12 protein-coding genes are annotated in these 14,998 nt (G+C 62.5%); 1 reads left to right on the forward strand and 11 read right to left on the reverse strand.

Annotation, left to right across the window (positions count from 1 at the left end):
- Nucleotides 1-16 precede the first annotated feature (16 nt).
- The 8 genes from FIV38_RS25550 to FIV38_RS25585 form a co-directional block, all read right to left on the reverse strand.
- On the reverse strand, nt 17-703 hold the full coding sequence (locus FIV38_RS25550; RefSeq protein ID WP_235861130.1) for a hypothetical protein: 687 nt from the start codon (nt 701-703) through the stop codon (nt 17-19).
- A gap of 680 nt (nt 704-1,383) precedes the next feature.
- A complete protein-coding gene (locus FIV38_RS25555) occupies nt 1,384-3,789 on the reverse strand; it encodes a TonB-dependent siderophore receptor (RefSeq protein ID WP_092238683.1) in 2,406 nt (801 codons plus the stop codon).
- A 96-nt stretch (nt 3,790-3,885) separates the two neighbouring features.
- Nucleotides 3,886-4,854, reverse strand: coding sequence for a FecR family protein (locus tag FIV38_RS25560; RefSeq protein ID WP_092239380.1), 969 nt, complete (start codon nt 4,852-4,854; stop codon nt 3,886-3,888).
- Between the two features lie 32 nt (nt 4,855-4,886).
- Nucleotides 4,887-5,387, reverse strand: a complete 501-nt coding sequence (locus FIV38_RS25565) for a sigma-70 family RNA polymerase sigma factor (protein ID WP_029296689.1) — start codon at nt 5,385-5,387, stop codon at nt 4,887-4,889.
- Nucleotides 5,388-5,470: 83 nt separating this feature from the next.
- Complete coding sequence (locus FIV38_RS25570) at nt 5,471-6,826, reverse strand: MATE family efflux transporter (protein ID WP_092238679.1); 1,356 nt, start codon at nt 6,824-6,826, stop codon at nt 5,471-5,473.
- 96 nt (nt 6,827-6,922) lie between these two features.
- Nucleotides 6,923-8,218, reverse strand: a complete 1,296-nt coding sequence (locus FIV38_RS25575) for an NAD(P)/FAD-dependent oxidoreductase (protein WP_092238676.1) — start codon at nt 8,216-8,218, stop codon at nt 6,923-6,925.
- On the reverse strand, nt 8,215-9,303 hold the full coding sequence (locus FIV38_RS25580) for a polyamine ABC transporter substrate-binding protein (protein WP_092238673.1): 1,089 nt from the start codon (nt 9,301-9,303) through the stop codon (nt 8,215-8,217). Before FIV38_RS25580 ends, FIV38_RS25575 begins: the two co-directional genes overlap by 4 nt.
- 31 nt (nt 9,304-9,334) lie before the next feature.
- Entirely contained in the window at nt 9,335-10,693 is a 1,359-nt protein-coding gene (locus FIV38_RS25585) for a glutamine synthetase family protein (protein ID WP_092239378.1), read from the reverse strand.
- 138 nt (nt 10,694-10,831) lie between these two features.
- Here FIV38_RS25585 and FIV38_RS25590 point away from each other — a divergent pair, with 138 nt between their 5' ends.
- Nucleotides 10,832-11,728 (forward strand): helix-turn-helix domain-containing protein, encoded by an 897-nt coding sequence (locus FIV38_RS25590; RefSeq protein WP_029296700.1) that lies wholly within the window; start codon nt 10,832-10,834, stop codon nt 11,726-11,728.
- A gap of 114 nt (nt 11,729-11,842) precedes the next feature.
- Here FIV38_RS25590 and FIV38_RS25595 read toward each other — a convergent pair whose 3' ends face one another.
- From FIV38_RS25595 to FIV38_RS25605, 3 genes are read right to left on the reverse strand one after another with little or no spacing between them, the layout of a single operon-like run.
- Entirely contained in the window at nt 11,843-12,946 is a 1,104-nt protein-coding gene (locus FIV38_RS25595; RefSeq protein WP_092238672.1) for an acetoin dehydrogenase dihydrolipoyllysine-residue acetyltransferase subunit, read from the reverse strand.
- Nucleotides 12,943-13,962, reverse strand: coding sequence for an alpha-ketoacid dehydrogenase subunit beta (locus FIV38_RS25600; RefSeq protein ID WP_029296703.1), 1,020 nt, complete (start codon nt 13,960-13,962; stop codon nt 12,943-12,945). The genes FIV38_RS25595 and FIV38_RS25600 overlap by 4 nt, the downstream gene beginning before the upstream one ends.
- A gap of 26 nt (nt 13,963-13,988) precedes the next feature.
- A complete protein-coding gene (locus FIV38_RS25605; RefSeq protein WP_092238669.1) occupies nt 13,989-14,966 on the reverse strand; it encodes a thiamine pyrophosphate-dependent dehydrogenase E1 component subunit alpha in 978 nt (325 codons plus the stop codon).
- Nucleotides 14,967-14,998 lie beyond the last annotated feature (32 nt).

A 14,998-nucleotide genomic window follows, 5' to 3' on the forward strand; every position in this document is an offset into this window, starting at 1 on the left:
CAGTACCGATGGTTGACTAGGACATCAGTTGACGTAGCGTTTGTCGGCTAATCCGGCCGTCGTAGTGATGGCCTGCGATGTTGTCCATTTGTTGCAAGAGGCTCGACCGACTGACGACTTCTTTCGCCAGGAGGACGAGTTGATCCCTTTGCGGGTTGCCTGTCAGAGGACGCTGGGCCAGGGCACGCAGATCAGCGACCTTGATGGTCTGGCTCCAGAACCCGCCCTTCAACTTGTTGAAGTTCTCCAGCATCGCACTGGCCAGTTGCTTGTCATCCTGGAACTTCAACGGATTGCTGGAACGTACAACATCGTTGATGTTCTGCCAGCTGAACCGGTTGTCCTGCACGCCCGTGCGCCCGTCGCGGTCCAGGGCGCCCATGAGCTCCGGCCGCTTCAGGATTTCCCTGGCCAGCCTGATGTTCTGATCCATGCCCGGATTGCCCGTCAACGGTCTTTCCGCCATGTTGCTCAGACTTTGCCGCGTCACGTAGCCCGGGTTTCTCGGGTCCGTGAATGTCTGGAATTTATCCAGCAGCTGTTGGGCCAACTGCTCATGGCTGCGCTTTGAATAGTGCGGATCGGGCTGCTGGGGAAACGGCCTTGGCGGCGGGCCTCCATGGATCGGATGAGGCCTTTGCGGCGGATGCCCGTGGCCCGGATGGGGCCTGTGCGGCAGATGCCCGTGACCCGGATGGGCCATGTGCGGTGGATGCCCATGGCCCGGCTGAGGCCTGTGCGGCATGTGCCCGTAATGGGGCGGCCTGGCGGGGAAGAAAAACCCTTTCAAGCGGCCGAACACTCCCCGAGAGGAGTCGTTCTGCCATGTGGAAGCCTGGCTGGCCCCCTGGTCGCGGGCCCCCGCAGCGGCAGGCGCCAACGGTGGTGCCCCGGCGAACACCGGGCCCGACTTAGCCGCAGGCGCGCTGAAACTCGGGCCACTGGAAGGCGACCCGATAACCGGAGCCTTTGCCTCTTTGGCGCTGGCCCCTTGAGGGGCCCCTTGACGTGTGTCGTCAGTGGGTAGATTGACAACCGGCTGATTGAACGCAGGTACCGACATAAATGTTCTCCAGTACGACTTGTTGACACGGTCCACCTCACGCACCCAAGCACCTCGACAACGCAGTTATCACAAGGCACCCGTGCACGGTGGGTTGATGGTGTGTGGCAGGCCTACGGAGTTCGGTTCCTGAAAGCGATGAAAGCCGCATAAAAAAGGTAGGAAATGCAACCCTCACCCTCTTCAAGCTGCACAGAAGAATCGTCAGGTTTATGCACGGCGGCGCAAGGAAAAAAGCTGAAGTGCGTCAGCAGCCGTCTTGGATCAGCAGGCACATCGCCGCGGCTCGTTCGAGCCGCGGCGACGCAGCCGTCACCTGATCAGAAGCCCACGCTCGCCTGCACAAAGAACGTACGCGGTTCGCCCAGGTAAATCCCGGCGTTGTTGTCGCTGGAACGGGTGTAGTGCTGCTGGTCGAACAGGTTTTTTACCCCCACGCCCAGTTTCAGGTTCGACAGTTGGGCGCCAAAGTCATAGCCACTGCGCACGTTGACCGACACATATCCCGGAATATCACCGTACTGGCCGTCAGCGGTCGGCTGGGTGATATAGGTGCTGGTGGTGCCGGGTGCGCGCTGGCCGGACTGAGCGTAGGCGTCCAGGTTGTGGGTCCAGTGATTGACCGCGTATCGCAGCCCCAGGGTCGCCACCTGGCGCGAATACAACGGCAGGTCACGGCCCTTGAACGCCACATCGCCCTCGGCAGTCGCCCTGGTGTAGGTAAAGCCGGCGTTGGCGCTCAAGCCCTCCAGGCGTGGGTCGAGGTTGGACAGATCGTAGTGGGCCGAGGTTTCGATACCCGTGTGTTTGGTGGCGCCGAGGTTGGTCCAACCCACGTCATTGCTGACGTACTGCAGCTCATCGGAGAAGTCGATATAGAACAGCGTGACTTCGCCACCCCAGACCTCATCGTTGTAGCGGGTGCCGACCTCGTAGGTCTTGGCCTTTTCCGGTTGCAGGCCATTGGCTGTCTGGTCGCCGTTACCGCCCTGGCCCAATTGGAAATACTGCAGGCTGCCGAAGGACGTTTCGTAGTTGGCAAACAGTTTCCAGGCATCGGAGACGTGGTACATCACGCTCAGGGCCGGCAGCGGTTCGTTGTTCTTGATCTCGCGGTGCTTCTCCTGGGTACGCGTGCCGTTCAAGCCCACTACCGGGCGGTCGTGCCATTCGGTGCGGATGCTCTCAAAGCGGATACCTGGGGTGATCGTCCATTTGCCGACGTCGATTTTGTCATCAATGTAGAACGCGTTGGCCTCGGTGCCACCGGTACGGTCCTGATAAACGTGGCCGTCATTTTGACCGACCGGGGTGGGGACGTTGTTGACCAGTCTCAGAGTGCTGGCCTGCTCGTGCATGCCTTCTTTCAGGTAGCGGTAGCCGACGCTGACTTCCTGGCTGGTCGGGCCCAGGTCAAACACATGGGACACCCGTGGCTCGATGCCAAAGGTGTAGTAGGTGCGAGGAAACGAACCGAGGGTCTGCTGGTCACGGCTGGCGATGTTGCTGCCACGAAAGCTGTCGGAGTAGTACGTCAGCACTTCCGCCTGGGTACGGTCGTCAACCTGGCGGATGTACTTGAACGACACATCCTTGCGCCGGCCGCTGAAATTGTCCCAGTCGCGCACCGACTGATAAGGGTTGGCGTCGAACTGCTGCTGGGTCAGGCCTCCCGGCATATCGGCACGGGCGTCGTAGTAATGGAAGTTGAGTGTGAAGTCATCCTGGTCGGTCGGAGCCCAGTGGGTCTTGAGGATCACATCGTCGATGTCGTTACCGTTGTTGCTGTCACGATAACCGTTGCCATTGACCCCGGAATACAAGAGCGCCATGCCGATGCCGTTGTCTGCGGTCCCCCCGATAAAGGCATTGTCGACATGCTTCCAGCCGCCATGGGAAGACGTTTGCAGGGTGGTGCCGACTTCGCCGGAAAAGGTCTCGGGGATCGCGCGGGTCACGAAGTTGATCACACCGCCGACGTTCTGCGGTCCATAACGCACGGAACCGGCGCCGCGTACCACATCGATGCTCTCCAGGTTGCCGGCGGAAATCGGCGCCATCGACAACTGCGGCTGGCCGTAGGGGGCGAACGCCGCGGGAATCCCGTCAATCAGCACGGTGGAACGCGGCGACAGGCGGGACGTCAGGCCGCGTACGCCGACGTTGAGGGAAATATCGCTGCCGCCGGTGCCGTTGGCTTCCTGCACCTGCACCCCGGGAACCCGGCGCAGCACGTCGCCGACGTTCATCGCGCCCTGCTCCACCATAGCTTCGCGGCGGATTACGGTACGCGCGCCGGGATGGTTCTGCACCACTTCGGCATTGGCGTCGCCCAGCCAATCACCCACGACCTTGATCGCGGTGGCGCCCAGCTCCAGGGGTGAACCGGCTTCACCGGTGCCCGTGGAGGCTGGATGCAACGTCACCGAGCCCGAGTCGATCTGATAGTCCAGGCCACTGCCTTGCAGCAGCTGGCGCAGGGCCTGTTCCGGCGACAGGTTGCCGTCGACGGCCTGGGCTTGTTTGCCGGCCACCATCTGCGGGCTGAAAAACACTTGCAGCGACGTTTGCTGGCCCAATTGGCTCAGCGCCGCGCCCAGGGGCTGGGCCTTGATATGAATGGCCTCGTCGGCGTAGGCCGCAGGCATGGCGGCACTGACCGCCAAGGCCAGGGCAAGGGGGGCCCAACGGGAGGTTTTATTGTTGTTCGCAGCGAGTGTTTTCACGTCGTACCTAGTCCAGTGATGCCAAGAGAGCGCGTCGGTTAATGCAAACCAGTTGCAGTTGGACAAGAAGACGAAGAACTCGAAAAAAACCTGAACCTAGCGTGAAATTATTTCCTGGCTACCGTCAGGCAACGTGCGCAGGGCCACCGGCAGGATGTGCGGCAACGCCTTGAGCAAGGCATCGGTGTCGTTGGACTTGAACACGCTGGTCAGGCGCAACTCGCTGGCCGCAGTGCTGACCCGCAAGGGTTTTTCGCGGTAGCGCGAGACTTCCCGCGCCACCTCGGCCAGGCTGGCGTCATTGAACACCAGCTTGCCGGTCTGCCAAGCCAGCAGGGCCTGGGCGTTGACCGGGCGGGCCGCCGCGACCGCGCCCTGGTTGTCGATCGATGTACCCAGGCCCGCCGTCAGTGTGACCACCGGCTGCGCGGCATGCCCTTGCACCTTGACCGTTCCGGCCTCGACCACCACGCGGGTCTGGTCATCGTCGCGGCGCACATCAAACCGGGTACCGGTGACCGTCACCTGCCCTGCCCCAGCCTGCACCACGAACGGTCGGCTGCTGTCGTGCTCGACGCTGAACAGCGCTTCGCCTTGCTTGAGCTCAATCCCACGCTGGCCCTTTTCGTAGTGCACCGCCACCACGCTGCGACTATTGAGGTCCATCAGCGAGCCGTCGGGCAACGCCACCTGGCGACGCTCACCCAACACCGTGCTGAACTGCGCGTCGTACACCGCCGGATGGTCCAGGCCGCTGAACAACCCCAGGCCCACCGCCACCGCCAGCACGCTCGCGGCCATGGCATAGCGCACCAGCGCACGGCGCTTGCGCGGTACAGGTGTCTCGACCAGAGCCTGCAAACGGTGCCTGGGCAGCAGGTCGGCGACGCTCCACAGCCCTTGCAGCACCTCGAATTCATACTGGTGCGCAGGATGCTCCCCACGCCAGGCGTCAAAAAGATGCTGGTCCTCAACGCTCAAGGGCTGGTCCTGCAAACGCACGAACCACTGCGCCGCCTCGTCACGCACCGTTGCGCTGCCACAGGCACACTCACGGGTATCCATCATGGAAAATCCTGTTTCAAAGCGGGCATTGGTCATGGGGCCAGCGCGTCCAGGCGGTCACGCAGATGCCGCAGGGTGCGGATCATATACTTTTCCACCATGTTTTTAGAAAGCCCCAGGCGCTCGGCGATTTCCTGCTGGGTCAGGCCCTCGATCTTTTGCCAGATGAAAATCTTGCGGCAATTGAGGGGCAATTCAGCCAGGGCCCGCTCGATGGAGTCCGCCAACTGCACGGCGTGCATGAAATGCTCCGGGTCGCCACTGTGCGACGCACTCGGTTCAAAGGCCTGCAACGCCACCGCGTCGTGCCGATCTGCACGGCGATAGGCATCCACCGCAATATTGCGCGCCGTCTGGTGCAAATAGGCACGCGGCTGCTCGACCAGCGCCGACTTGGACTCCAAGACCCGCACAAACGTGTCATGGGCCAGATCCTCGGCCTGTTGGCGATTGCGCAGGCGACGCGTCCAGGTCCCGACCAACTCTTCGTAGTACGCGAAAAAGCCTGGTCTGCGGGGCGGCTGGGGAGTCATCGGGGATGCACTGGATAGGCGGGGCGTGAATAGTAATGCTTCCTATTAAGCAGAGCAATTGCTTGCCGTCGCCAATCCAGCTTCTAGACCAACCGCTTAATCTGCTTATGCCGCCACACCAACCGGTAATACGCGGTCTGCAAACCGAGCATCACCAGATAGGTCACCGGGAACGCCATCCACACTCCTTCCAGGCCGAAGCGTGCATTGAGCAGATACGCCACCGGCAGCTCCACGCCCAACACACAGAAGATCGAGATCGCCACCGGCATCAGGACCACGCCGCTGGCGCGCATGATCCCGCCTATCACCGCCTGGAAGCCAAACACCAGAATGCTCCAGAGCATGATGTGCAGCAGGTGTTCGGCCTGGACCCGCGCCTGGTCATCGGTGATGAACAGGCCCAGGAGCCAGTGGGACAAGGCGTAGCCGAGCAGGATCAGGCCACCGGTCAGGCACAGGTTGATCGCAAGCCCGGTGCGCAGGATCGGCCCGATGCGTTCCAGGCGCCCGGCGCCGATGGCCTGGGCGCCGAGGATAGAGGCGGTGATGGCAATCGACAGCGCCGGAAATTGCACGTAGTTGACGATCTGCGTGACCGCGCCATACGCCGCTGTGGCCTGGGAGCCGTGGCCATTGACCAGTGCCAGGATCACCAGCTCCGACAACGACAGCACCACCATCTGCAAGCCCGTGGGTAGGCCGATGCGCAGGACCTTGCCGAGGATCGCCCGGTCCAGGCGCAAGGCCGCCAGCAATAGGCGGTCCGGCGCCATCACGTGGTTTTTGTGGCGCAGGCGCAGCACCAGAAACAACATGGCCACGGCATTCGCCGCCAGGCCGGCATAGGCCGCGCTCTGGATCCCCATGGGCGGCAGCCCGAACCAGCCGCGGATCAGGGCCGGGGTCAGCAACAGGCCAACCACCGTCGAAACGATCAGCGCCAGCAGCGGTGACACCGTATCGCTCACGCCCCGCAGCAGTTGGGTGTAGAGGATGAACACCAGCAACAACGGCATGATCAGCATCATCACCTGGGCATAGCCGACCGCGTCGTCCAGTACATCCAACGGCGTGCCCAAAGCTTGCATCGCCGGACGCGCGAACAGGCTGCCGAGCACAGCAGCGATCAGCCCGATCAACGCGCCCAGGGTCAGGGTCGCGCCGGTGATGACCTTGACCAACGCCGTTTCCCCCGCGCCCCAGGCCTGGCCGATCAGCACCGAAGCGCCCGCCCCGAGGCCGATCACCAGGGCGATAAAAAAGAACACGATGGGAAACATCCCCGACACCGCCGCCAGCGCCTGGGTGCCGAGCATCTGCCCAACATAGATACCGTTGAGGGTGCCGGAAAAACTCTGCAGGAAGTTGGACAGCACCATCGGCGCAAGGAAGAACAGGTAGACCTGCCACAGCGGGCGTTGCAAAGGGTTCTGCATGAAAAGCGGGGCCTCGGATTTACACAGCGACCGAGGGTTTATAGCGTATTGGATCCGATCATGCTGTGTTTTAAACCGCCCTCCCGCTCACAAGCCCTAGCCCAGCATTTCCCGCAGCCGGTACCACAACATGCCCAGCGCCAGTAAAGGCGAGCGCAAGGCCTTGCCGCCCGGGAACGTCATATGTGGCACCCGGCTGAAGGTCTCCAGGCCCTGGCTGTGGCCGGCATGGATCGCTTCGGCCAGCAGCCGCGCGCACCAGTGGGTGACATTAAGCCCATGCCCCGAATAGCCCTGGGCGTAAAACACGTTGGGGTACTGTTGCAACCGACCGACCTGGGGAAAGCGATTGGCGGTAATACCAATCTTGCCGCCCCATTGGAACTCGATGGCGGTAGTGGCCAACTGTGGAAACACCTTGAGCATTTTCGGGCGCATATAAGCGGCGATATCCAGCGGGTCGCGCCCTGAGTAATGACAGGCACCTCCAAACAGCAACCGACGGTCCGCCGAGAGCCGGTAATAGTCCAGGCCGACTTTCTGGTCGCACAGCGCCAGGTTCTGCGGGATCAGTTCATCGGCAAGCGCGGCCGGTAATGGCTCGGTAGCGATGATATAGCTGCCGGCCGGCAGTACCTTGCCGCTCAGGCGTGGCTCCAGTTCCTCGAGGTGTGCATTGCACGCCAATACCAGGTTGGCAGCCCGCACAGTGCCGCTGGCGCAGCGCACCTGCACGGTGTCGCCATGGATCAGTTGCAGCGCCGGGCTCTGCTCGAAAATCCGCACGCCCAGCGCCTCGGCCACGCGGGCCTCGCCCAACACCAGGTTGAGCGGATGCAAGTGGCCCGAGCCCATGTCCACCAAACCACCGGCGTACCGCTCAGAGCCGACCACCTGCGCCATATCCTGCGCCGCCACCAGCCGGGTTTCAGGCTTATAACCCAGAGCAGCCAGGCTTTGCTGCTCGCCCTTGAACGCGGCAAATTGCGCCGGCGTATTGGCCAACTCACAAAAGCCCCAGCGCAGGTCGCAGTCGATCGAATGCTCACGGATACGCTCCCCCACCAACGCCACCGAATCGATCCCGGCCCGTTGCAGGTATCGCACGCCTTCCTCGCCCACATGGCGGGCAAAGCCCGAGACATCATGGCCGATCCCCCGGATCAACTGCCCACCATTGCGCCCACTGGCGCCCCAACCAATACGCCGGGCTTCCAGGAGGATCACCGAAAGGCCGCGCTGGGCCAGTTCGATGGCGGTGTTGACGCCGGTAAAGCCGCCGCCGATCACACACACATCGGCACTCAAGTCCTCGGCCAGCGCTGGGCGTTCGGGCATGGCATTGGCCGAAGCCAGGTAATAGGAGCGGGCGTGGTCGTGGGACTGGTTCATCGGTTGGACTTCACTTTGCTCCAGGCGCGGGTCATCACACGCATGATGGCCGGGCTGGGGGTGGTGGAAATGTACAGTTTGTCGAGCACCTCCTGGGGCGGGTACACCTCGGGATTATTCACCAGCTCCGGTGCCATGAAGGCCTTCGCCGCCAGGTTGGGATTGGCGTAGCCGACATAGGTGCTGACCTTGGCAATGACCTCGGGGTCCAGCAGATAGTTGATAAACGCATGGGCCTCTTTCGGGTTGGTGGCGTCTGCGGGAATCGCCAGCAGGTCGAACCACAGGTTGCTGCCCTCCTTGGGAATCGAATAGGCGATGTTCACCCCGTTCTTGGCTTCCTTGGCGCGGTTGGCCGCCTGGAACACATCACCGGAGTAGCCGAAGGCCACGCAGATATCACCATTGGCCAGGTCCGAGATGTACTTGGATGAATGGAAATAGGTGATGTACGGGCGCAGGGTCAGCAACTTGGCTTCGGCCTTTTCATAGTCGCCGACCTTCTCGCTGCGCGGGTCCATGCCCAGGTAGTTGAGGATCGCCGGGAACGCTTCATCCGCCGAATCCAGGAACGCCACGCCGCATTGCTGCAGCTTCTTCAGGTTCTCGGGCTCGAACATCACCGCCCACGAATCGATATGGTCGATGCCCAGCACTTGCTTGACCTTGTCGACGTTATAGCCGATGCCATTGGTGCCCCACAGGTACGGCACCGCGTGCGCGTTGCCGGGGTCGTTCTGCTCCAGCAGCTTGAGCAACTTGGGGTCCAGGTTCGGGTAGTTGGGCAATTGCGCGCGGTCCAGCTTGAGGAACGCCCCGGCCTTTACCTGGCGCCCCAAAAAATGATTGGACGGCACCACCACGTCGTACCCGGTTCGCCCCGCCAGCAGCTTGCCCTCCAGGGTTTCATTGGAGTCGAACACGTCGTACACCACCTTGGTCCCGGTCTTGGCCTGGAAGTCGGCCAGGGTGGTCTCGCCGATGTAATCGGTCCAGTTGTAGACACTGACCGTCGGTGCGGCGTGGCTGGCGCTGCTGAACACTGCGGCCAGGGCCAACGGGAGAAGCTGTTTGACGAGACGCATATCGACACCTTTTTTATGGTTGGTGGTGGAGTCAGACACTCAGCAGCAGGAACTCACGCTCCCAGGAGCTGATCACCCGTTTGAAATTCTCATGCTCGGCACGTTTCACCGCGACGTAACCCCGCACAAACTTGTCCCCCAGGTACTGCTTGACCGTGTCGCAGGCTTCCATGCGCGCCAGGGCATCTTCGATGGTGATCGGCAGGCGCAGGTTGCGGCGTTCATAAGCGCGGCCTTCCACCGGCGCGCTTGGCTGAATCTTTTCGATCATTCCCAGGTAGCCGCACAGCAGGCTGGCGGCGATAGCCAGGTAGGGGTTGGCATCGGCCCCCGGCAGGCGGTTTTCGACGCGCATCGCGTCGGGGCTGGAGGTCGGCACACGCAGGCCGACGGTGCGGTTTTCTTCGCCCCACTCCACGTTGACCGGCGCCGAGGTGTCGGGCAGGAAGCGGCGGAACGAGTTGACGTTGGGCGCGAACATCGGCAGCAGCATCGGGATGTATTTCTGCAGCCCGCCAATGTGCTGCAAGAACAGCTGGCTCATCTGCCCGTCAGCGTCGACAAACACCGGTTGGCCGGTAGCGATATCCACCACGCTCTGGTGCAGGTGCATGGCGCTGCCCGGCTCGTCGGCCACAGGCTTGGCCATAAAGGTCGCGGCCACATTGTGCTTGAGCGCCGCTTCGCGCAGGGTGCGCTTGAACACGGTGATCTGGTCGGCCAGGTCGAGGGCGTCGCCGTGGCGGAAGTTGATTTCCATCTGCGCCGGACCGTCTTCGTGGATCAGCGTATCGAGGTCCAGGCCCTGGGCTTCGCACCAGTCATAGACATCTTCAAACAGCGGGTCGAACTCGTTAGCCGCGTCGATGGAGAACGACTGGCGCCCTGTCTCGGCACGCCCGGAACGGCCCACCGGGGTTTTCAGCGGCAGGTCCGGGTCTTCGCAGCGCTGGGTCAGGTAAAACTCCATTTCCGGCGCGACAATGGGCTGCCAGCCCTGGTCCGTATACAGCTGCAGGACCTTTTTCAGCACGTTGCGCGGCGACAGTTCGATGGGGTTGCCCTGTTTATCGAAGGTGTCGTGGATCACGATGGCGGTGGGTTCGATGGCCCACGGCACCACATAAGTGGCGTTGGCCACCGGGCGGCAGATCATGTCGATATCGGCCGGGTCCAGCAGGTCGTAATAGATATCGTCGTCGACAAAGTCCCCGGTTACCGTTTGCAGCAACACACTTTCCGGCAGGCGCATGCCGCGCTCATGCAGGAACTTGTTGGTGGGCGCGATCTTGCCGCGGGCAATGCCCGTCAGGTCGCTGATCACGCATTCGACTTCGGTAATCTTGTGTTCTTTCAGCCAGGTGGACAGCTGATCGAAAGGGGCATTCATAAAGACCTCGGCATGGGTTGGATGCGGCGCCCAGTTGTACTCCCGGCGCATTGAGGTCTATCTTGGGCCAGCCTTCGAAGGGCATCTATCCACTTTGCACGAACCACAACGCACCAATAGAGTGCGCACGGATCACCCATGACACAGGCAACAGCTTTGCGCGTACAGGCCTTCACCACCGGTGATGTGGCCGCTCAATGCAGTGCAACACCCGGTTGGGTGCAGCAGTACCAGCAGATGTCCCCAGGGCATTTTGCCGGGCAGGTGCGCTACCTCGACCTGCAGGGTGTGCAGGTGTACGAAGAGTGCATGAATACCCGTGTCGAGCAGCACTTCAACGCGCCGCCGGGCTCACTCGCCTTCTGTTTCGACGGCAGCGACAACGCGCTGTATCTGCTCAATGGCGAAAGCCGCAATACCTGGATCACCCCGGAAAACTACCGTGAAGTGGCGGTGGTGTTCGGCCCACAGTTCGTGCAGCGCCATGGCCTGGATGTGGCCAGCCTCGAAAGTTTGTTCATGGCCCCGTTGACCTGCCAGCAAAACGCGCTGTTCAGCCGCTGGCTCAGTGGCACCCTGACGCGCCTGGCCTGTGCGGTCGACCCGATCAGCCGCGACGCCCTCACCCGGCAACTGCTGGACGATTGCCTGTTTATTCTCGACAACGCCTGTGTCTGCCTGGACCGCCACTCATTGCAGCGACGCGGCGCAGAACGCCAGTTGATGGCACGCATTGGCGAGTGGGCGGCAGATGCGCCGGATGAAACGGTCAACCTGCTGCAACTGGCGCAGATTGCCGGTGTGCCGCTGCGGCAGTTGCAGCAGGGCTTCAAGACCTACACCGGGATGAGCCCGGCACAATGGCTGCGCCTGCGCCGATTGAACGGCGCGCGGCGCGAGTTGTTGAGTTCAGCCACCACCACGGTGGCCGAGGTGGCGATGAATTGGTCGTTCTGGCACCTGGGGCGGTTTTCCAATAGCTACCGGGCGCTGTTCAAGGAACTGCCCAGCGAGACCCTCAAGCGTCATGGTTGATACACGGTCAACCCTGTGGGAGCGGGCTTGCTCGCGAAAGCGGTGTGTCAGGCAATGAATGTCTGACTGACCCACCGTATTCGCGAGCAAGCCCGCTCCCACATTTGATTGCTATCAGGCTTGAGATTTGAGGAAGAGACTCAGCAACTGATTCACTTGCTCCGCCGCCTCCAACTGCACCATATGCCCCTGCCCCGGCAAGACCTCCACCTGGGCCTGCAACCCCTGGGCATGCCGCACCGGGATGATGGCATCGTCACTGCCCCAGATCACCAGGCTCGGCTGTTGCCCTACCACCGCGCGTAAATCCAGCATCTGCCGCCCACCATCGAACAGCTTGGCATTGAGTTGGCGCAGCGCCTGCTCCACCCCTTCCAGCCGTTTGAACTTGAGCATGTCTTCAAGCATCTGCCGCGTGACCAATGCCGGGTCACTGAACAGTTGCACCAACTGCGGCTTGAGCGCGTTGCGGTTATTGGCCTCGGTGAATCCCTGCAGGTAATCGCCGTTGATATCCGCGCCCAGGCCGGCGCTGGCGATCAGCACCAACGACGCTACGCGCTCCGGCGCCTGGCTCGCCACCGCCAGCGAAACCAGCCCGCCCATGGAGTGCCCAGCCAGGTGCACGCGTTCGAGGTTGAGGTGATCGAGCAACGCCAGCACCGCCTGGCTCAATTCCTCGGCATCGCCATTGTGCAAGTGCTTGCCCGATTCGCCATGCCCCGGCAGGTCCAGGGCGATCACCCGGCGCTCGGCGGCCAGGGCCGGATGATTGAACAGCCAGTTGTTCAAGTCGCCACCAAAACCGTGGATCAGCACCAGCGGCGTGCCGCCCTCGCCGAGGTCGAGATAACGCAGCAGGCGCCCATCCAGCTCGACCTTCTGCGCGCTCGGCCCCGACGCCTGCGCCTCGGCGCTGCTGGAGACAAAGCCGGCATTGAAGCTGTCGATCACCGCATCGATCTCTGCCTCCGTGGCTTCGCCTTCTACCACAATGCCCAGCAATGCGCCGACCGCCAACGTCTCATCGCTCTGCGCCAGCACCCGGCGCAGCACGCCACTGAACGGCGCCTCGACGCTGCTGGAGATTTTGTCGGTCTCCACGTCGAGCACTTCCTCGCCCTTCTCCACCCGGTCGCCCGGCTGCTTGAGCCAGACATCGACCCGGCCTTCGGTCATCGACAAGCCCCACTTGGGCATGGTCAAGGTATGGATCATGCCGCAGTCCTCTTGTCAGCGATCTTGCGCACAGCGGCCTCGATCTTCGCCGCATTGGGGATGTACAGGTCTTCCAGGGCATCGGAAAACGGCACCGGGGTATGCGGCGCGGTGACCATCTCGATCGGCGCGCGCAGAAACGAAAAACCACGCTGGGCCACCAGGGCGCTGATGTCCGTGGCGATGGAGCAGCGCGGGTTGGACTCGTCGATCACCACCAGGCGCCCGGTTTTCTCCACGCTTTCAAGGATGCTGTCTTCATCCAGTGGGCTGGTGGTGCGCAGGTCCAGCACCTCGCAGTCGATACCCTGGCGCGCCAGGTTGGCCGCGGCTTCCAGGGCGATATGCAGCATGCGCCCGTAGGTCACCAGGGTCACGTCGTTGCCTTCGCGTACAAAGTTGGCCTCGCCAAATGGCACGGTGTACAGCTCCTCCGGCACTTCGCCTTGCAGGCTGTAGAGCATCTTGTGTTCGAGGAAGATCACCGGGTCGTTGTCGCGGATCGCCTGGATCAGCATGCCCTTGGCGTCATAGGGCGTGGCCGGGCAGACCACCTTCAGGCCAGGGATGTGCGTCCACATCGAGGTGAGCATCTGCGAATGCTGGGCCGCGGCACGCAGGCCGGCGCCGTACATGGCGCGCACCACCAGGGGCGTGGTGGTCTTGCCGCCGAACATGTAGCGGAACTTGGCGGCCTGGTTGAGCAACTGGTCGAGGCAGCAGCCGATAAAGTCGACGAACATCAACTCGCACACCGGGCGCATGCCCCGGGTGGCGGCGCCAACGGCCATGCCCACGTAACCGACTTCAGACAGCGGCGCATCCAGCACACGCTCGGGGAACTCCGGGTACAGGCCCTTAGTCACCCCCAGCACACCGCCCCAGGCGTCCTGCTCACCCGGGGCGCCGGTGCCGCCGGACACGTCCTGGCCGATGATAAAAACGCTCTGGTCGCGGCGCATTTCCTGGGCCAGGGCTTCGTTGATTGCCTGCTGATAACTGATTTTGCGAGCCATAAAATTCTCTCCGGGTCTTGTTGTTATTAGCGGTAGGCGACGTAGACATCGCTGAGCAGGTCGGCGGCCTGGGGCTTGGGATCGGACTTGGCCAGGCGCACGGCGTCGTCGATCAACTGCGCGACTTCCCCGTCGATACGCTCGAACTGCGCCGCGTCCAGCCAGCCTTCGGCGCTGCAGCGCTGGCGAAACAGCGCCAGGCAGTCCTGGGTTTCGCGCAGGTTTTTCACTTCATCGCGGCCGCGATAGGTTTGCGCGTCGCCTTCAAAGTGGCCGTAGAAGCGGTGCAGCTTGACCTCGACCAGGGTCGGCCCCTCGCCCTGGCGCGCCCGCTCCACCGCTACGCCCAGCGCTGCGTGGACGGCAAAGAAGTCATTGCCATCGACGATCACCCCCGGCATGCCAAAACCCACGGCGCGCTCGGCAATGTCCTTGCACGCCACCGACCAGCCGGAGCCGGTCGCTTCCGCGTAGCCGTTGTTCTCGGCGACAAACAGGCACGGCAATTTCATGATCGCGGCCAGGTTCATCGCCTCGAATACCGCGCCTTCGTTGGAACCGCCGTCGCCAAAAAACGCCACGGCCACGCCCTGGCTGCCCTTGAGCTTGGACGCCAACGCCGCGCCGGCCGCCAGCGGTGCGCCGGCACCGACAATGCCGTTGGCGCCGAGCATGCCCTTCTCCTGGTCGGCGATGTGCATGGAGCCACCCTTGCCGCCACAGACCCCAGTTTTCTTGCCGTAGATCTCGGCCATCATGCCGAACACATCCACGCCCTTGGCGATGCAGTGGCCGTGGCCACGGTGGTTGGAGGCGATGCAATCTTCATCGTTGAGATGGGCCATGACCCCGGCGGCGCAAGCCTCCTGGCCGGCATACAGGTGCACGAAGCCGGGGATCTCGCCGGTGGCGAATTCCACGTGCAGGCGTTCTTCAAAATCACGGATGGTGCGCATCACGGTATAGGCATGCAGCAGTTGATCAGTGGACAGGTGAGTGGACATCTTGTTGTTCTCCAGGTTGTCTCGACACACAA

It is taken from the genome of Pseudomonas proteolytica, assembly GCF_007858275.1.
Lineage (GTDB): Bacteria > Pseudomonadota > Gammaproteobacteria > Pseudomonadales > Pseudomonadaceae > Aquipseudomonas > Aquipseudomonas proteolytica.

Coding starts and splice junctions, on each gene's coding strand:
- FIV38_RS25550 (WP_235861130.1), bottom strand. CDS start 703: ATGGCCCATCCGGGTCACGGGCATCTGCCGCACAGGCCCCATCCGGGC.
- FIV38_RS25560 (WP_092239380.1), bottom strand. CDS start 4,854: ATGGATACCCGTGAGTGTGCCTGTGGCAGCGCAACGGTGCGTGACGAG.
- FIV38_RS25565 (WP_029296689.1), bottom strand. CDS start 5,387: ATGACTCCCCAGCCGCCCCGCAGACCAGGCTTTTTCGCGTACTACGAA.
- FIV38_RS25570 (WP_092238679.1), bottom strand. CDS start 6,826: ATGCAGAACCCTTTGCAACGCCCGCTGTGGCAGGTCTACCTGTTCTTC.
- FIV38_RS25575 (WP_092238676.1), bottom strand. CDS start 8,218: ATGAACCAGTCCCACGACCACGCCCGCTCCTATTACCTGGCTTCGGCC.
- FIV38_RS25580 (WP_092238673.1), bottom strand. CDS start 9,303: ATGCGTCTCGTCAAACAGCTTCTCCCGTTGGCCCTGGCCGCAGTGTTC.
- FIV38_RS25585 (WP_092239378.1), bottom strand. CDS start 10,693: ATGAATGCCCCTTTCGATCAGCTGTCCACCTGGCTGAAAGAACACAAG.
- FIV38_RS25590 (WP_029296700.1), top strand. CDS start 10,832: ATGACACAGGCAACAGCTTTGCGCGTACAGGCCTTCACCACCGGTGAT.
- FIV38_RS25595 (WP_092238672.1), bottom strand. CDS start 12,946: ATGATCCATACCTTGACCATGCCCAAGTGGGGCTTGTCGATGACCGAA.
- FIV38_RS25600 (WP_029296703.1), bottom strand. CDS start 13,962: ATGGCTCGCAAAATCAGTTATCAGCAGGCAATCAACGAAGCCCTGGCC.
- FIV38_RS25605 (WP_092238669.1), bottom strand. CDS start 14,966: ATGTCCACTCACCTGTCCACTGATCAACTGCTGCATGCCTATACCGTG.